General features: G+C 70.7%; 15 protein-coding genes and 1 pseudogene. 14 read left to right on the top strand and 2 right to left on the bottom strand.

The window, feature by feature from the left end:
* A pseudogene (locus G3N18_RS08725) lies at positions 1-346 on the top strand (rRNA small subunit methyltransferase B); the annotation flags it as partial.
* Between the two features lie 9 nt (positions 347-355).
* Here G3N18_RS08725 and G3N18_RS08730 read toward each other — a convergent pair.
* The gene (locus tag G3N18_RS08730; protein ID WP_196383903.1) at positions 356-1,780 is read right to left on the bottom strand and encodes a flagellar basal body-associated FliL family protein; all 1,425 of its coding nucleotides are present in this window, start codon (positions 1,778-1,780) and stop codon (positions 356-358) included.
* Between the two features lie 89 nt (positions 1,781-1,869).
* On the opposite strand from G3N18_RS08730, the gene rpe reads away from it, so the two are divergent.
* A complete protein-coding gene (gene rpe / locus G3N18_RS08735) occupies positions 1,870-2,544 on the top strand; it encodes a ribulose-phosphate 3-epimerase (protein ID WP_196383904.1) in 675 nt (224 codons plus the stop codon).
* Positions 2,545-2,568: 24 nt separating this feature from the next.
* Here the strand turns inward: rpe and glsA are convergent, their stop codons facing one another.
* Positions 2,569-3,759, bottom strand: a complete 1,191-nt coding sequence (gene glsA, locus G3N18_RS08740) for a glutaminase A (RefSeq protein WP_196383905.1) — start codon at positions 3,757-3,759, stop codon at positions 2,569-2,571.
* 90 nt (positions 3,760-3,849) lie between these two features.
* Between glsA and G3N18_RS08745 the strand changes: the two genes are divergently transcribed.
* The 12 genes from G3N18_RS08745 to G3N18_RS08800 all read left to right on the top strand — a co-directional run bounded on the left by G3N18_RS08745 (position 3,850) and on the right by G3N18_RS08800 (position 17,006).
* On the top strand, positions 3,850-4,113 hold the full coding sequence (locus G3N18_RS08745) for a phosphoribosyl-ATP diphosphatase (protein WP_196323186.1): 264 nt from the start codon (positions 3,850-3,852) through the stop codon (positions 4,111-4,113).
* A 43-nt stretch (positions 4,114-4,156) separates the two neighbouring features.
* The gene (gene hisG, locus G3N18_RS08750; protein WP_196383906.1) at positions 4,157-4,999 is read left to right on the top strand and encodes an ATP phosphoribosyltransferase; all 843 of its coding nucleotides are present in this window, start codon (positions 4,157-4,159) and stop codon (positions 4,997-4,999) included.
* A 1-nt stretch (position 5,000) separates the two neighbouring features.
* On the top strand, positions 5,001-5,765 hold the full coding sequence (gene hisF / locus G3N18_RS08755) for an imidazole glycerol phosphate synthase subunit HisF (RefSeq protein WP_196383907.1): 765 nt from the start codon (positions 5,001-5,003) through the stop codon (positions 5,763-5,765).
* Positions 5,762-6,121, top strand: a complete 360-nt coding sequence (gene hisI, locus G3N18_RS08760; protein WP_196383908.1) for a phosphoribosyl-AMP cyclohydrolase — start codon at positions 5,762-5,764, stop codon at positions 6,119-6,121. The genes hisF and hisI overlap by 4 nt, the downstream gene beginning before the upstream one ends.
* Positions 6,118-6,732 (top strand): Trp biosynthesis-associated membrane protein, encoded by a 615-nt coding sequence (locus G3N18_RS08765; protein ID WP_338038423.1) that lies wholly within the window; start codon positions 6,118-6,120, stop codon positions 6,730-6,732. Before hisI ends, G3N18_RS08765 begins: the two co-directional genes overlap by 4 nt.
* Positions 6,733-6,780: 48 nt before the next feature.
* Positions 6,781-7,008, top strand: a complete 228-nt coding sequence (locus tag G3N18_RS08770) for a DUF6704 family protein (protein WP_196383909.1) — start codon at positions 6,781-6,783, stop codon at positions 7,006-7,008.
* Between the two features lie 2 nt (positions 7,009-7,010).
* Entirely contained in the window at positions 7,011-7,787 is a 777-nt protein-coding gene (gene trpC, locus G3N18_RS08775) for an indole-3-glycerol phosphate synthase TrpC (RefSeq protein WP_196383910.1), read from the top strand.
* Positions 7,784-9,046 (top strand): tryptophan synthase subunit beta, encoded by a 1,263-nt coding sequence (trpB, locus tag G3N18_RS08780; protein WP_196383911.1) that lies wholly within the window; start codon positions 7,784-7,786, stop codon positions 9,044-9,046. The genes trpC and trpB overlap by 4 nt, the downstream gene beginning before the upstream one ends.
* Complete coding sequence (gene trpA, locus G3N18_RS08785; RefSeq protein ID WP_196383912.1) at positions 9,043-9,825, top strand: tryptophan synthase subunit alpha; 783 nt, start codon at positions 9,043-9,045, stop codon at positions 9,823-9,825. Before trpB ends, trpA begins: the two co-directional genes overlap by 4 nt.
* 85 nt (positions 9,826-9,910) lie before the next feature.
* A complete protein-coding gene (lgt, locus tag G3N18_RS08790) occupies positions 9,911-10,879 on the top strand; it encodes a prolipoprotein diacylglyceryl transferase (protein ID WP_196383913.1) in 969 nt (322 codons plus the stop codon).
* 63 nt (positions 10,880-10,942) lie between these two features.
* Positions 10,943-15,544: a glutamate synthase large subunit gene (gene gltB, locus G3N18_RS08795; RefSeq protein WP_196383914.1), complete on the top strand. Its 4,602-nt coding sequence runs from the start codon at positions 10,943-10,945 to the stop codon at positions 15,542-15,544.
* Positions 15,537-17,006, top strand: coding sequence for a glutamate synthase subunit beta (locus tag G3N18_RS08800; RefSeq protein ID WP_196383915.1), 1,470 nt, complete (start codon positions 15,537-15,539; stop codon positions 17,004-17,006). The genes gltB and G3N18_RS08800 overlap by 8 nt, the downstream gene beginning before the upstream one ends.
* Positions 17,007-17,050: the final 44 nt, after the last annotated feature.

The following is a 17,050-nucleotide window of genomic DNA, read 5'->3' on the forward strand; positions in this document are numbered from 1 at the left end:
GCTGCGCCGCCGCCCCGAGGCGCGCTGGCGCAAGCAGCCCGCCGACGTGCCGGCGCTCGCGACGCTGCAGGGCGAGTTGCTCGATGCCGCCCTCGCCGCCCTCGCCCCGGGCGGCATCGTCGCCTACGTCACGTGCTCGCCGCACCTCGCCGAGACCGCGGCGGTCGTCTCCGACGCCCTGCGCCGCCACGAGGGGATCGTCGAACTCGACGCTCGCGACGTCGTGGCATCCGTCGCCCGCTCGCCCATCGACCTGCCGGACGTCCCCGGCACCGGCCGCGCGCAGCTGTGGCCGCACCGCCATGGCACCGACGCGATGTCGATCTCGCTGCTGCAGCGCGTCTGACGGCCCGGCTCAGTCCCAGCGCACCGTCACGGGGTCGGTCGTGAAGTCGACGAGCGGCGAGCCGAGCGACGGCAGGAACAGGAATGTGCAGCCAGTGAGTCGCTGGCCGTTCGACTCGCAGTCGGCCGTCACGTCGACGCTGCCGATGTAGGGCCCGCGCACCTGCATCGGGTCGCCGTAGATGTCCTCGGGCTTGAGGTTCGCCATCGTGGCCTGGCTGTCGGCGTCGAGCGAGCGGGTGATCGTGCCGTCGATGATCTTCGTGCCGTCGCTGATCGTCTCGGGAATGTCGATCCCGCACCCTGCGACGAGGCTCTTGGATGCCAGGCATGCGGTCACCGCGTCGGTGATGGACTGACGGAAGGCCGCCAGACCCTTCTCGTTCAGCTCGACGTTCACGTCGCTGAAGTCGGCGGAGTAGTCGGCGGGGTCGCTGACCGTCACCGTGTCGGTGCCCGTGAGGGTGTGGTACGGCGAGGTGGTCTCGAGGTGGTACGTGCCGGGGAACACGGTGACCGAGTCGCCGTCGACCGGTTCGCCGTTGAGGGTGATGTCGAGGTCGCCGGTGCCCGAGCCGATGAAGAGGTCGACGGTGCCCGACATGAGCCGCCAGTCGCCGCTGCCGTCGTAGTCGACGACCGAGAACGTGCCCGACACCGGCTTGCCGCCGATCGAGTAGCTGGCGGTGATGTCGTGCGAGTACTCGTCGTCGCTCGCGAGGGGGGTGGGCTCCGGCACCGAGATGTCGGCGATCGGGGCCGCGTCGTTCGATGCCGACAGCGCGTCGTCGGTCAGCAGTGTCGCATCACTCGGTGTGTCGACGAGAAGCGCGAGGGCGGCGTCGGCGTCGGAGTCGGCGAGTGCGGTCAGATAGTCCTGCACGACCTTCGCGGCAGACTGCGCCGCGGCTTCACGCGGGTCGGTGCGCGGGATCACCAGCATGGCGATGACGATCGCGATCACCGCCAGCACCGCGACGCTCCCCGCGATGATGCCGATGATCGCGCCGGTGCCGAGGCCCTTCTTCTGCCCGGGCGCGGCCTCGCCGGCGGTCTGAGCGGGCGCGCCATACGCTGCCGCGGGGGCGGCGCCGTACGCGGCGGTGTGCGCCGGAGCGACGTAAGGCGCTGACGGTGCGGCAGTGTCCTGCACGGGTGACGGTGCGGCGGCGTCCTGCACGGGAGATGTCGCGGCGGCGTCCTGCACGGGAGATGTCGCGGCGGCGTCCTGACCGACGGCGGGGGCGACCGACTCGGTGGCTGCTGCGGGGGCGGGCTCCGCGCTAGCCGGAGCGGCAGTGGCCGGGGCGGAGGCCTGGCGCGGCAGCCACTGCTGGCTCTGCTCGTCCCAGCGGTAGGGGCCCGAGACCCACTCACCGTTGGACGCGTCCCACTGGGGTTGGCCGGGCTGACCGGGCGTGCCGTCGTTGCTCATGTCTTCTCCGATGCGAAGGGGTTCGACACGACCGTACCGGTGTGGCGGGGTGCTTCGCATGACGCTGTGGACAAGCAGGGGTGTGGATAATGGGGCGCGTGCCCGACATCCGCATCAACCCCAGCATCCTCTCGGCCGACTTCGTCAACATGCAGGCAGATCTCGAGCGGATCGCGTCGGCCGACTTCGTGCACGTCGACGTCATGGACAACCATTTCGTGCCGAATCTCACCTTCGGGCCGCAGATGGTCGAGCGTGTGCAGCAGACGAGCCCCGTGCCGCTCGACGTGCACCTCATGATCACCGATCCCGACCGGTGGGCCCCCGGCTACGCCGAACTCGGCGCCGCGTCGGTCACGTTCCACCTCGAGGCGGCGTCCGCTCCGATCGCCCTCGCTCGGCGCCTCCGCGAGCTCGGCGCGCGCGCGGGCGTCGCGGTGAAGCCGGCGACGCCCGCGGAGGGGCTCTACGACATCCTCGACGAGTTCGACCAGATCCTCGTGATGACGGTCGAGCCCGGCTTCGGCGGACAGTCGTTCATGGCCGACCAGATGCCCAAACTCGCGCGCCTGCGGGGCGAGGCGCGGCGCCGCGGCTCGCAGGTGTGGCTGCAGGTCGACGGCGGCATCTCGGAGTCGACCATCGCCCAGGCCGCCGAAGCGGGCGCCGACACGTTCGTCGCCGGGTCGGCCGTGTTCGGCGCGGACGACCCCGGCCGCGCGATCGAGGCGCTGCGCCGCGAGGCATCCGCACACGCGCACTGAGCGCGATCGGGTCGCGGAGCGCGATCAGGCCGTCGCGTCGGCCCCGTCGCGTGTCGTCTGCACCGTCCCGCCGAGCGCCTCGACCTCGGTCCGCAGGACGGCGAGGGCGGCGGGCTGCAGCTGACTCATGGCCGACGCGTCGACGAGGACCCGCGTGTCGGGCGCGGGGCGACGGACGCCTCGCAGCGCCGTGAGCACGCGCTCGGCACCGCTGAACGACAGTTCCCCGTCGAGCACGACGTGCACGGTGCCGTCGTCGTCGCGCTCCACGGCGAGCCCCGGCGTCGCGATCGCCCGGTGCTGCTCGAACACGTGCAGGCCGAGCTGCTCCGAAAGTCGCTCGAGCACCAGCTGGCCGCGCGTGCTGTTGCCGTAGGCATCCAGCCGCGGGCTGAACACACCCACCCCGAACTGCGACGGCGAGAGGGCGACGATCCCGCCCGACACGCCGCTCTTGGCGGGCAGACCGACGCGGATGAGCCACGACCCGGAGGCGTCGTACATGCCGCAGCTGGTCATGACCGAGACGACGTCGCGCGCCGTCCGCGCGGACACGATCTGCTCGCCCGTGACCGGGTGCCGCCCGCCGAAGGCGAGGGTCCCCGCCATGACCGCCAGGTCGGTGACCGTCACGAGCACCGAGCACTGGCGGAAGTACGCTTCGACGATCGCGTTCGGGTCGCCGTCGATGACGTCGTAGGAACGCAGCAGGTGCGCCAGCGCGCGATTGCGCTCGCCCGTCGCCGCCTCAGACGCGCAGACCGTCTCGTCGACCTCGAGCGGCCGCCCGGCGAACCGGGACAGGACCGCGACGATCCGGTCGGCGCGCTCCCGGGCGGACCGGCCGGGAACCAGGCCCGTCGTCGCGATGGCGCCCGCATTGATGAGGGGGTTGGCGGGGCGACCGGTGCCCTCCTCGAGACTGATCGCGTTGAACGGCTCGCCGCTCGGCTCGACGCCGACGTGCTGCAGCACCTCGTCACGGCCGAGCTCGTCGAGGGCGAGCGCGAACACGAAGGGCTTGGAGATGGACTGGATCGTGAACAGGGCGTCGTCGCCGAGCGCCACCGACGCGCCCCGCGGATCGACCACGGCCATGGCGAGCCGCTCGGGATCGGCCGAGGCGAGCTCGGGGATGTACTGGGCCGTCGCTCCGCCGTCCTCCCCGCGCACCTCGTCGAGCACGGCACCGAGCATCTCGCGCACTGGATCCATGCGCTCGACCCTAGCGGGGCTCCCGTGCCCCGCGTCGACCACCGCGGCAGCGCGGCGCCGGGCGCCCGGCGTGACCGGTAGCCTGTCAGGGTGAAGACGTTCGACGCCCTGTTCGCAGAGCTCACCGCCACGGCCGCGGCACGCCCCGCCGGCTCCGGCACGGTCGCGCAGTTGGATGCCGGGGTGCACGCCATCGGCAAGAAGGTCGTCGAAGAGGCCGCCGAGGTGTGGATGGCCGCCGAATACCAGTCCGACGCCGAGACGGCAGAAGAGATCTCGCAGCTGCTCTACCACCTGCAGGTGATGATGCTGGCCAAGGGCCTGAGCCTCGAAGACGTCTACCGACATCTCTGAGCCGCTCCCGCCGACAACCGCCGACACCGAAAGACACCGCACCATGCTGCGAATCGCCGTGCCGAACAAGGGATCGCTGGCCGAGACCGCCGCCGAGATGCTCGCCGAAGCGGGATACACCGGCCGCCGCGACCCCAAAGACCTGCACATCATCGACCCCGTCAACGAGGTCGAGTTCTTCTACCTGCGCCCGAAAGACATCGCCACCTATGTCGGGTCGGGTGCGCTCGATGTCGGCATCACCGGCCGTGACCTGCTGCTGGATGCCCGTATGCCGGGCGCCCGCGAGATCGAGGCCCTCGGCTTCGCCCGGTCGACGTTCCGTTTCGCCGGTCGCCCCGGCGGTTTCTCGGACGTCGCCGATCTCGAGGGGGTGCGGATCGCGACGTCGTACCCCGGCCTCGTCGACGCGTTCCTCGACGGGCACGGCGTCGCGGCCGACCTCGTGCCGCTCGACGGTGCCGTGGAATCGGCGATCGAGCTCGGCGTCGCCGATGCGATCGCCGACGTCGTCGAGACCGGCACCACGCTCCGCCAGGCGGGGCTCGAGGTGTTCGGCCCCGTGATCCTCGAGTCCGAGGCGGTGCTGATCGGTGCGCCGACCGAGGCCGAAGGAACCGAGACGCTGCTTCGCCGGCTGCGCGGTGTGATGGTCGCCCGGCGCTACGTACTGATCGACTACGACCTGCCCGCCGACCTCGTCGACCAGGCGGTCGCGATCGCCTCGGGAATCGAGTCGCCGACGATCTCGCCGCTGCGCGACCCCGCGTGGGTCGCCGTGCGGGTCATGAGCCCGCGCAAGACCGTCAATCAGGTCATGGACGCGCTCTACGCGATCGGGGCGCGGGCGATCCTCGTGACGCCGATCCACAACGCGAGGCTGTGAGATGACCCTCGCCAGTCGGGTCATCCCGTGCCTCGACGTCGCGGCCGGTCGCGTCGTCAAGGGCGTCAACTTCGCGAACCTGCGCGACATGGGCGATCCCGTCGAACTCGCCGCGCTGTACTTCGCGCAGGGCGCCGACGAGCTCACCTTCCTCGACGTCACGGCGACGGTCGATGATCGCGCGACCACCTACGACGTCGTCCGGCGCACCGCCGAAGAGGTCTTCATTCCGTTGACCGTCGGCGGGGGAGTGCGCAGCGCCGACGACGTGGCTCGCCTGCTCGCGGTGGGCGCCGACAAGGTGGGGGTCAACTCGGCCGCCATCGCCCGCCCCGACCTGGTCGACGAGATCGCCGACCGGTTCGGCGCCCAGGTGCTCGTGCTGTCGCTCGACGTCAAGCGCGCGCCCGGAACCCACTCCGGCTTCGTCGTCACGACCCACGGCGGGCGCACCGCGACCGAACTCGACGCGCTCGACTGGGCGCGCGAGGCGATCGACCGGGGCGCCGGCGAGCTCCTCGTCAACTCGATCGACGCCGACGGTACGAAAGACGGCTTCGACCTCGAACTCGTCTCGCTCATGCGCGAGGTGTCGTCGGTGCCGGTCATCGCTTCGGGCGGCGCCGGCGCGGTGGGGGACTTCGCCCCGGCGATCCACGCGGGCGCCGACGCGGTGCTCGCGGCATCCGTCTTCCACTCGGGCGAACTGACGATCGGCGACGTCAAGAGCGCCCTCGCCGCCGACGGTGTCGAGGTGCGCCGATGAGCGCCGACACGATCACCGAGCGCGTCGCCCGGGTCGCCTTCAACGCCGACGGCCTTGTGCCCGCGATCATCCAGCAGCACGACACCGGCGAGGTGCTCATGCTCGGGTGGATGGATGCCGAGGCGCTCCGCCGCACGCTCACCGAGGGCCGGGTGACGTTCTGGTCGCGGTCGCGTCAGGAGTACTGGCGCAAGGGCGACACGTCGGGGCACGCGCAATACGTCAAGGGCGCGCGGCTCGACTGCGACGGTGACGCCGTGCTGGTGTCGGTCGAGCAGATCGGCGCCGCCTGTCACACCGGTGATCGCACATGCTTCGACGCCGATGACCTGAGCCCCGCCGAGGGAGCGCCGTGATCGCACGGGCACGCATGATCGGGGTGCTCGCGATCCTGCTGGGCGGGGCCGTGGGCATCGTCGGGTCCACCCAGACCTGGCTCGAGGTGACGCTCCGCTCAGGCGCGACCGAGGCGCTGTCGGTGCCCGGAGCGTCGGCGCTGCCGCTGCTCGCCCCGCTGAGCCTCGCGGCCCTCGCCCTGGGCCTCGCGCTCACCGTCGTCGGCCGGGTGCTGCGTTACGTGTTCGGCTTGCTCGCGACGCTCATCGGCGGCGTGCTGATGGTGGGGGCGGCGCGCATCGCGCTGGAGCGCCCGCTCGATGCCGTCGCCGCGGTCGTCACGAAGGCGACGGGCCTGTCGGGGGCCGACGCCATCGCCGACCTCGTGTCGTCGATCACGGCGACGGGGTGGCCGTATGCGGTCGCCGTCGCGGGCCTCGTGGTCGCCCTCGGAGGGCTCTGGACGCTCGCGACCGCGCACCGCTGGCGAAGCGGCGGGCGGCGCTTCGAGCGCGACGGCGCCCACACGGGCGGGGCGTCGGCGGGGCATTCCGCGGCCGCCTCGTCGCGCGACAAGGCGATCGACTCGTGGGACGACCTGTCGCACGGCGACGATCCGACCGCCCGCTAGACTGAACCAGACCCGCCACGCGCCGTGTTCGCACCCTGAAGGAGACCCATGAGCAGCATCGACGACCCCGGCCACGGACACTCCCCGGCCGCCTGGACCGCCGTGGTGATCATGCTCCTCGCCGTCACGCTCGGCACGCTGTTCTTCGTGCTCGACATGCCCGCCCTCGTGTGGGCGTCGGTCGGCCTGCTCGTCGTCGGCGCGATCGTCGGCTGGGCGATGTCGAAGGCCGGTTACGGCGCGCGCGGCCCGAAGTACGTCGCGAAGCAGCACTGATCATGCTGGCAGGCCTCACCGCCGGCGCGGTGGAGGATGCCGAGGCCCGCGCCGTCCGTCGGCCGCTCGCCGACCTCGAGCGCGCCGCTCTCGCGCAGGCCCCGGCGATCGACGCCCTCGCTGCGCTCGCTCCCGCCGAGCGCGTCAAGATCATCGCGGAGGTCAAGCGTGCGAGCCCGTCGCGCGGTGACCTCGCCGCGATCCCCGACCCGGCCCTGCAGGCCGCGCGCTACGAAGAGGGCGGCGCGTCGGCGATCTCGGTGCTGACCGAGGGGCGCAAGTTCAAGGGGTCGCTCGCCGATCTCGAAGCCGTGAAGGCGCGCGTCTCGCTCCCGGTGCTGCGCAAAGACTTCATCGCGACGCCTTACCAGGTGCTCGAGGCTCGGGCCTCGGGCGCGGATCTCGTGCTGCTGATCGTCGCCGCGCTCGAGCAGCCGCTGCTGCAGCAGTTGCACGACCTCGTCATCGAGCTCGGCATGACCCCGCTCGTCGAGACGCACTCGCGCGACGAGCTGACGCGCGCATCCGATCTCGGGGCGCGTCTCATCGGCGTGAACGCCCGCAACCTGTCAACCTTCGAACTCGATCGCGACCTGTTCGGCTCTCTCGCGGGGGAGTTCCCGGCCGGCGCGGTGAAGATCGCCGAGTCGGCGGTGCTGACCCCTGCCGACGTCGCCCACTACCGCGCCGACGGCGCCGACGTCGTGCTCGTCGGCGAAGCGCTCGTCACGAGCGACCCGGTGTCGACCCTGCACGCATTCCTGGAGGCCGGCGAATGACCAGTCTGAGAGACCAGCACGGTCCGTTCTTCGGCGAGTTCGGCGGGCGCTACATGCCCGAATCGCTCATCGCGGCGATCGACGAGCTGACCGCGGTGTACGAGGCATCCATCGCCGATCCGGCGTTCGCCGCCGAGCTCGAGGGTCTGCTGCACTCCTATGCCGGCCGGCCGTCGGCGCTGACCGAAGTGCCGCGCTTCGCGGAGCACGCCGGGGGAGCACGGGTGTTCCTCAAGCGCGAAGACCTCAACCACACCGGTTCACACAAGATCAACAACGTGCTCGGTCAAGCGCTGCTGACCCGCCGCCTCGGCAAGACCCGCGTCATCGCCGAGACCGGTGCCGGCCAGCACGGCGTCGCGACAGCGACCGCCGCGGCGCTGTTCGGCTTCGACTGCACGATCTACATGGGCGAGGTCGACACCGAGCGTCAGGCCCTCAATGTCGCCCGCATGCGGCTGCTGGGCGCCGAGGTCGTGCCTGTGACGACCGGGTCGCGCACCCTGAAAGACGCGATCAACGAGGCCTACCGCGACTGGGTCGCGTCGGTCGAGACCACGAACTACATCTTCGGCACGGCTGCGGGCCCGCACCCCTTCCCGGCGATGGTGCGCGACTTTCAGAAGATCATCTCCGAAGAGGCGCGCGCGCAGCTGCTCGAGACGACCGGGCGCCTCCCCGACGCCGTCATCGCCTGCGTCGGCGGCGGGTCGAACGCGATCGGCATGTTCGACGCGTTCCTCGACGACGAGGGGGTGCGCCTGTACGGCGTCGAGGCGGCCGGCGACGGCGTCGACACCCCGAAGCACGCCGCGTCGATCGAGCGCGGGCGCCCGGGTGTGCTGCACGGCGCGAAGACCTACGTACTGCAGGACGACGACGGTCAGACGGTCGAGTCGCACTCGATCTCGGCGGGCCTCGATTACCCCGGCGTCGGCCCGGAGCACGCGTGGCTGTCCGACATCGGCCGCGCCGAGTACATTCCCGCAACGGATGCCGAGGCGATGGACGCGCTGCGACTGTTGAGCCGCACCGAGGGCATCATCCCCGCGATCGAGTCGGCGCACGCCCTCGCCGGGGCGCTGCGGATCGGGCGCGCGCTCGGTCCCGACGCGATCCTGGCCGTGAGCCTGTCGGGCCGCGGTGACAAAGACATGGACACCGCGGCGACGTGGTTCGGCCTGTACGACGAGGGTGCCGACCCGGTCGAGACGCCGCCCGCCGACGACGCCGCGCGCGGAGAGGGGATCGAGCTGTGAGCCGCGTCTCAGATGCCATCGACGCCGCGAACGCCGCCGGGCGCGGCGCCTTCGTCGGCTACCTGCCGCTCGGCTACCCCGACCTCCAGACCTCGATCGACGCAGCCGTCGCCCTCGCCGAATCGGGCGTCGACGTGCTCGAACTCGGCCCGCCCTACTCCGATCCGGTGATGGACGGCGTCGTCATCCAAGAGGCCACGCAGGCCGCCCTGGCGGGCGGATTCCGCCTGCGCGACACGTTCACGGCCGTGCGCGAGATCGCCGCCCGCACCGACGTGCCGATCCTCGTCATGACCTACTGGAACCCCGTGCTGCAGTACGGCGTCGACCGCTACGCCGATGACCTGCTCGCCGCGGGCGGGGCGGGACTCATCACCCCCGACATCACCCCCGACGCCGCGGCCGACTGGGTCGCCGCCTCCGAGCGCACCGGCCTCGATCGCGTGTTCCTCGCCGCTCCGACCTCGACCGACGAGCGGCTGGAGATGATCGCGGGGGCATCCACCGGTTTCGTCTACACCGTCTCGACGATGGGCATCACGGGGGAGCGCGCCGAACTGGATGCCGCGGCCCGCGGCCTCGTCGCGCGGCTGCGCGACCACGGCGTGCGCCACGCGTGCGTCGGCATCGGCATCTCGACACCCGAGCAGGTCGCGGGGGTCGTGGAGTACGCCGACGGCGCGATCGTCGGAACGACGCTCGTGCGGGCGCTGCGCGACGGCGGGGTCGAGGCCCTGCGCGCCGAGGCGCGCGCCCTGGCGTCCGGCACCGCCCGCTGAGACGCCGCCGCCTCCGTGACTTGCCCACGCCGCGAATCGGCGGCGCCGCGAATCGCCCGCGCCGCGGCGAAGTAGACTGCCCCTCGTGCTTTTCTCCGCCTCCGTGGCCGCCTCGATCCCCAGCCCGTCGGTCAGTTCGTTCCAGCTCGGACCGCTGACGATCCACATCTACGCGCTGTGCATCCTCGCCGGCATCGTGGTCGCGGCGATCATGACGAACCACCGGCTCACCAAGCGCGGCGCCGAGCCGTGGGTCGTGATCGACATCTGCCTGCTCGCCGTGCCGCTCGCGATCATCGGGGCGCGCATCTTCCACGTGGTCACCCACTGGGGCTTCTACTTCGGCGAGGGCAAGGACTTCTGGGCGGTCTTCCGCATCTGGGAGGGCGGCATCGCGATCTTCGGCGCCCTCATCGGCGGCGCGATCGGCGCGTGGCTCGGCTGCAAGTGGACCGGAATCCGGTTCTGGACGTTCGCCGACGCCCTCGCTCCGGGCCTCCTCCTCGCCCAGGCGATGGGCCGGTTCGGCAACTGGTTCAACCAGGAGCTCTACGGCCTCCCCACCGACCTGCCCTGGGGTCTTCAGATCGACTACCCGAACGCCGCGTGGCCGGTCGGCCTGCCCGAGGGCACCCTGTTCCACCCGACGTTCCTCTACGAGGTCATCTGGAACGTGCTGGGCGTCATCTTCCTGCTCTGGGCCGGTAAGCGCTTCACCCTGCAGTGGGGACGCCTCTTCGCGCTCTACCTCGTCTGGTACAGCGCCGGGCGGATCGTGTGGGAGAACATCCGCATCGATCCGAGCGAGGTCTTCCTGGGCCTGCGCACGAACGTGTGGGCCGCGATCATCGGCGTCGTGGTCGGTCTTGTGATCTTCTTCGTGCAGAAGCGCCGCCACCCGGGCCTCGAGCCCTCGCCCTACTACCCGGGGCGCGAATGGACCGGCGGCGGGAATGTACAATCACAGGACACCGATGCATTCGTCGACGTCAGCGCACCCCCGACGTCCGAATCCACCGCGGACACCGCCACAAGCACAGTCGTCTCCAGGTAACACCCCGCAGGACATCAGGGCCGACGTCGTCCCCGTTTCAGCAAGACAATGAGGACGGTAGACATGGCCTCGAGCCCCCGTCGTGAAGACACCACGCCGCACACCTCCGGGTTTGCCGCGGACTTCCCCGCCAAGCAGGGCATGTACAACCCGGCGTTCGAGAAGGACGCATGCGGCCTCGCGATGGTCGCGACCCTCCGCGGCGAGCCGGGGCACGACATCGTGCAGCTCGCACTCGAGGCGCTGCGGAACCTCGAGCACAGGGGTGCCATCGGCTCCGACGCGGGAACGGGCGACGGCGCCGGCATCCTGACGCAGATGCCGGATGCCTTCCTGCGCGCGGTCACGGACTTCGACCTGCCCCCGGCCGGCGAGTACGCCGCGGGCATGGCGTTCCTGCCGCGCGACGACGACGACGAGCGCGCCGCCGTCAAGGCCGGCGTCGAACAGATCGCCGCCGCCGAGGGGCTGACGGTGCTCGGCTGGCGCGAGGTGCCGACGGTGGAGGAGCACCTCGGCAAGCTCGCCTACGCCGCGCGCCCCGCATTCGAGCAGCTGTTCGTCTCGCGCCCCGCCGTCGGCGACGCGCCCGCGCTCGCGGGCATCGACCTCGACCGCCGTGTCTACCGGCTGCGCAAGCGTGCACGCCGCGAGCACGACGCCTACTTCGTGTCGCTGAGCGCCCGCACCCTCGGGTACAAGGGCATGGTCACGACCCTCCAGCTCGAGCCGTTCTACCCCGATCTGCAGGACGAGCGGTTCGTGAGCGAGCTCGCCGTCGTGCACTCGCGCTACTCGACGAACACGTTCCCGTCGTGGCCGCTCGCGCAGCCGCTGCGCATGCTCGCCCACAACGGCGAGATCAACACCGTCGGCGCCAACCGCAACTGGATGCGCGCCCGCCAGTCGCAGCTCGAGTCGGAGCTCGTCGGAGACATCCGTCCGCTGCTGCCGATCTGCACCGAGGGTGCGAGCGACTCGGCGTCGTTCGACGAGGTGCTGGAACTGCTGACCCTGACGGGCCGCAGCCTGCCGCACGCGATCATGATGATGGTGCCCGAGGCGTACGAGAAGCAGGCCGACATCTCGCCCGACCTGCGCGCCTTCTACGACTACCACTCCATGCAGATGGAGCCGTGGGACGGCCCCGCCGCGCTGATCTTCACCGACGGCACCCTCGTCGGCGCCACCCTCGACCGCAACGGCTTGCGCCCCGGCCGCTGGACCGAGACGACCGACGGACTCGTCGTGATCGGCTCGGAGACGGGGGTGCTCGACTTCGCCCCCGAGCGCATCAAGCGCCGCGGACGCCTCCGCCCGGGGCGCATGTTCGTCGTCGACACCGCCCAGCAGCGGATCATCGAGGACGACGAGGTCAAGCGCGACCTCGCGGCCCTCCAGCCCTGGCAGGAATGGCTCGACGCGGGTCGGGTGCGCCTGAAGGACCTCCCCGAGCGCGAGCACATCGTGCACCCGATCGCCTCGATCACGCGCCGCCAGCGCACGTTCGGCTACACCGAGGAAGAGGTGCGCATCCTCCTCACGCCGATGGGGCAGAACGGCGCTGAACCGCTCGGCGCGATGGGGTCGGATGCCCCGATCGCGGTGCTCAGCGAACGGCCGCGCCTCCTCTTCGACTACTTCGTGCAGCAGTTCGCGCAGGTGACCAACCCGCCGCTCGACTCGATCCGCGAAGAGGTCGTCACCTCGCTCGCCCTCGGCCTCGGTCCGGAGCGGAACCTCCTCGACTGGGGGCCCGACCACACCCGCACGATCACGCTCGACTTCCCGGTGATCGACAACGACGAGCTCGCCAAGCTCCAGAACATCGACAAGGCGCTGCCCGGCCGGCGGTCGGTGACCGTGCGCGGTCTGTACCACGCCGCGAAGGGGCCGGATGCCTTGGAGCACCGCCTCGACGAGATGTGCGCCGAGGTCGACGCGGCGATCGAGCAGGGTGCCGAGTTCATCATCCTGAGCGACCGCGACTCGAACAAGGACCTCGTCCCGATCCCATCGCTGCTCATGCTCTCCGCAGTGCACCACCATCTCATCCGCCGTGAGAACCGCATGAAGGTCGGTCTCGTCGTCGAGGCGGGCGACGTGCGCGAAGTGCACCACGTCGCGACGCTGATCGGCTACGGGGCATCCGCCGTCAACCCGTATCTCGCGATGGAGACCGTCGAGTACCTCGTGCGCGCGGGCTTCATCACCAGCGTCACGCCCGAGAAGGCGGTGAAGAACCTCATCTACGCGCTCGGCAAGGGCGTCCTGAAGATCATGTCCAAGATGGGCATCTCCACGGTGTCGTCCTACGCAGGGTCGCAGGTCTTCGAGGCCGTGGGGCTCTCGGAGGAGGTGGTCGCGAAGTACTTCACGGGCACCGAGACGAAGCTCGGCGGCATCGGCATTCGCGAGATCGCCGCCGAGAACCAGGCGCGCCACGACTACGCCTATCCCGAAAACGGCGCCGTCCGTGCGCACGAGCGGCTGTGGACCGGCGGTGAGTACCAGTGGCGCCGTGACGGCGCCCCGCACCTGTTCACGCCCGACACCGTGTTCCGCCTGCAGCACTCCACGCGGGCGCGGCGCTACGACGTCTTCCGCGAGTACACCAAGCTCGTCGACGATCAGGCCGCCGAGCTGAAGACGCTGCGCGGCATGTTCCGGCTCAAGACGGGGGAGCGCCCGCCCGTTCCGATCGACGAGGTCGAACCCGTCGAGTCGATCGTCAAGCGCTTCTCGACCGGTGCGATGAGCTACGGGTCGATCTCGAAAGAGGCGCACGAGACCCTCGCGATCGCGATGAACTCGATCGGTGCGAAGTCGAACACGGGTGAGGGCGGCGAAGACGTCGACCGCCTGCTCGACCCGACGCGGCGCAGCGCCATCAAGCAGGTCGCCTCGGGCCGCTTCGGTGTGACGAGCATGTACCTCACGCACGCCGACGACATCCAGATCAAGCTCGCCCAGGGCGCCAAGCCCGGCGAGGGCGGTCAGCTGCCGCCCGGCAAGGTGTACCCGTGGATCGCCCGAACCCGCGGCGGCACCCCCGGCGTCGGGCTCATCTCGCCGCCGCCGCACCACGACATCTACTCGATCGAGGACCTCAAGCAGCTCATCTTCGACCTGAAGCGCGCGAACCCCGCCGCCCGGGTGCACGTGAAGCTCGTGAGCCAGTCGGGGATCGGGGCGGTGGCCGCCGGCACCGCGAAGGCCCTCGCCGACGTCATCCTGGTTTCCGGCCACGACGGCGGCACGGGCGCGAGCCCGCTGAACTCGCTCAAGCACGCGGGCACCCCGTGGGAGCTGGGCCTGGCCGAAACGCAGCAGACGCTCATGCTCAACGACATGCGCGACCGGGTGGTCGTGCAGGCCGACGGGCAGCTGAAGACGGGACGCGACGTGATCATCGCGGCGCTGCTCGGCGCCGAGGAGTTCGGGTTCGCGACGACCGCGCTCGTGGTGGAGGGCTGCATCATGATGCGCGTCTGCCACCTCGACACCTGCCCCGTCGGTGTCGCGACGCAGAACCCCGTGCTGCGCAGCCGCTTCACCGGCAAGCCGGAGTTCGTCGTCAACTTCATGCAGTTCCTCGCGCAGGAGGTGCGGGAGTACCTCGCCGAGCTCGGGTTCCGTTCGCTCGACGAGGCGATCGGCCGCAACGACCTGCTCGACGTCAACGGTGCGATCGAGCACTGGAAGGCATCGGGCCTCGACCTGACGCCGATCCTCGACGGGCCGGCGTTCGCCCCCGACGCACCGCGCCGGCACGCCCGTGATCAGGACCACGAGCTCGAGAAGCACTTCGATGTGCCCCTCATCGAGCAGGCGCAAGATGTGATCGCCCACGGCGGCCACTTCGAGGTGTCGCTCCCGATCCGCAACACCGAGCGCGCCGTCGGCACCATGCTCGGCAACCGGGTGACCCTCGCCCACGGCGAGCACGGCCTGCCCGCCGGCACGATCGAGGTGAACCTCACCGGGTCTGCCGGGCAGTCCTTCGGCGCGTTCCTGCCGGCCGGCATCACGCTGCGCCTCGAAGGCGACTCGAACGACTACGTCGGCAAGGGGCTCTCGGGCGGTCAGATCGTCGTGCGCCCTCCGCGCGATGCGACCTTCGACGCCTCGCAGAACGTCATCGCGGGCAACGTCATCGGCTACGGCGCGACCCAGGGCAGCATGTTCCTGCGCGGCGTCGTCGGGGAGCGCTTCCTCGTGCGGAACTCGGGCGCGACCGCCGTCGTCGAGGGCGTGGGCGACCACGCGCTCGAGTACATGACCGGCGGGCTAGCGGTGATCCTCGGTGCGACCGGGCGGAACCTCGGCGCCGGCATGTCGGGCGGCACCGCCTACGTCTACCGGCTCGACCGAGAGCTCGTGAACCGCGAGGCTCTCGCCAGCGGCGAGCTGGAGCTCCTTGGGCTGGGGTCGGGCGACGTGGAGATCCTCCGTGATCTGCTCGAACGCCACGTCGCCGAGACGGGGTCGACCCTGGCATCCGCGCTTCTGGACGACTTCGAGGCGGAGGCCGAGAACTTCGTCCGCGTGCTGCCGCGTGACTACGCGGCCGTGCTGCAAACCCGACATGACGCCGCCGCCGAGGGGCTCGACCCCGATGGCGACGTCGTCTGGACCCGTATCCTGGAGGTGACCGGTGGCTGACCCCAAGGGCTTTCTGAAGACCACCGAGCGCGAGCTCCCGGCGCGCCGGCCGGTTCCCGTGCGCATCATGGACTGGAAAGAGGTGTACGAGCCGGGCGACTCGGCCGTGCTCCGTCGCCAGGCCGGACGCTGCATGGACTGCGGCATCCCGTTCTGCCACAAGGGCTGTCCGCTCGGGAACCTCATCCCCGAGTGGAACGACCTCATGTGGCGCGGCCAGGGCCGGGCCGCGATCGAGCGGCTGCACGCGACGAACAACTTCCCGGAGTTCACCGGCCGGCTCTGCCCGGCACCGTGCGAGTCGTCGTGCGTGCTGGGCATCAACCAGCCCGCCGTCACGATCAAGCAGATCGAGGTCTCGACGATCGACGAGGCCTTCGCGAACGGCTGGGTCGAGCCGGTGCCGCCGGGGCGCCTGACCGGCAAGACCGTCGCCGTCGTGGGCTCGGGCCCCGCAGGTCTCGCCGCCGCGCAGCAGCTGACGCGCGCCGGCCACACCGTCGCGGTGTTCGAGCGCGACGACCGCATCGGCGGACTGCTGCGCTACGGCATCCCCGACTTCAAGATGGAGAAGCGCCACCTCGAATCGCGCCTGCGTCAGATGCAGGACGAGGGCACGCGCTTCCGCGCGGGCGTCGAGATCGGCGTCGACATCACGTGGAGCGAGCTGCGGGCGCGCTACGACGCCGTCGTCATCGCGACCGGATCGACCGAGGCCCGCGACATCCCCATCCCGGGGCGCGATCTCGACGGCGTGCACTTCGCGATGGAGTACCTCGTCGAGTCGAACAAGGCGGTCGCGGGCGACCAGGTGCCGCACCAGATCCACGCCGAAGGCAAGCACGTCATCGTGATCGGCGGCGGCGACACCGGCGCCGACTGCATCGGCACCGCACACCGTCAGGGCGCCCTCAGCGTCACCAACCTCGCGATCGGCAAGCAGCCGCCGTCTTCCCGCCCCGACCACCAGCCGTGGCCCACCATGCCGACGCTGTTCGAGGTCTCGTCGGCGCACGAAGAGGGCGGGGAGCGCACCTACCTGGCATCCACCGTCGAGTTCCTCGGCAACGGCGCGGGCGAGGTGCGGGGCCTGCGTCTCGCCGAGACCGAATACCTCTCCGACGGTCGCCGCGTGCCCAAGAGCGGCACCGAGCGCGAGATCCCCGCCGACCTGATTCTCATCGCGATGGGTTTCACCGGCCCGGAGCGCGGCACGCTCGAGGAGCAGCTGGGTACTGTGTTCACAGGCCGCGGCAATGTCGAGCGCGGTGACGACTACCAGTCGACCGCTCCCGGCGTATTCGTGGCCGGGGACGCCGGCCGTGGCCAGTCGCTGATCGTCTGGGCGATCGCGGAGGGTCGCGCGGCGGCCGCGGCGGTGGACGAATACCTCATGGGTCGCACCAACCTGCCTTCGCCCGTCGGGCCGAGGGACATCGCAATCGGTCTCCAGCCCGCGTAGGCTGGATCCACCCTCGAAACCGAACACAGACCGGAGATCAGTCA

It is taken from the genome of Microbacterium paulum (genome assembly GCF_015707995.1).
GTDB lineage: Bacteria > Actinomycetota > Actinomycetes > Actinomycetales > Microbacteriaceae > Microbacterium > Microbacterium paulum.

Excerpts from the sequence above, each read along its gene's own strand:
- G3N18_RS08730 (WP_196383903.1), bottom strand. The coding sequence starts at position 1,780 with ATGAGCAACGACGGCACGCCCGGTCAGCCCGGCCAACCCCAGTGGGAC.
- glsA (WP_196383905.1), bottom strand. The coding sequence starts at position 3,759 with ATGGATCCAGTGCGCGAGATGCTCGGTGCCGTGCTCGACGAGGTGCGC.
- hisG (WP_196383906.1), top strand. The coding sequence starts at position 4,157 with ATGCTGCGAATCGCCGTGCCGAACAAGGGATCGCTGGCCGAGACCGCC.
- trpC (WP_196383910.1), top strand. The coding sequence starts at position 7,011 with ATGCTGGCAGGCCTCACCGCCGGCGCGGTGGAGGATGCCGAGGCCCGC.
- hisF (WP_196383907.1), top strand. The coding sequence starts at position 5,001 with ATGACCCTCGCCAGTCGGGTCATCCCGTGCCTCGACGTCGCGGCCGGT.
- G3N18_RS08770 (WP_196383909.1), top strand. The coding sequence starts at position 6,781 with ATGAGCAGCATCGACGACCCCGGCCACGGACACTCCCCGGCCGCCTGG.
- hisI (WP_196383908.1), top strand. The coding sequence starts at position 5,762 with ATGAGCGCCGACACGATCACCGAGCGCGTCGCCCGGGTCGCCTTCAAC.
- rpe (WP_196383904.1), top strand. The coding sequence starts at position 1,870 with ATGGGGCGCGTGCCCGACATCCGCATCAACCCCAGCATCCTCTCGGCC.
- gltB (WP_196383914.1), top strand. The coding sequence starts at position 10,943 with ATGGCCTCGAGCCCCCGTCGTGAAGACACCACGCCGCACACCTCCGGG.
- trpB (WP_196383911.1), top strand. The coding sequence starts at position 7,784 with ATGACCAGTCTGAGAGACCAGCACGGTCCGTTCTTCGGCGAGTTCGGC.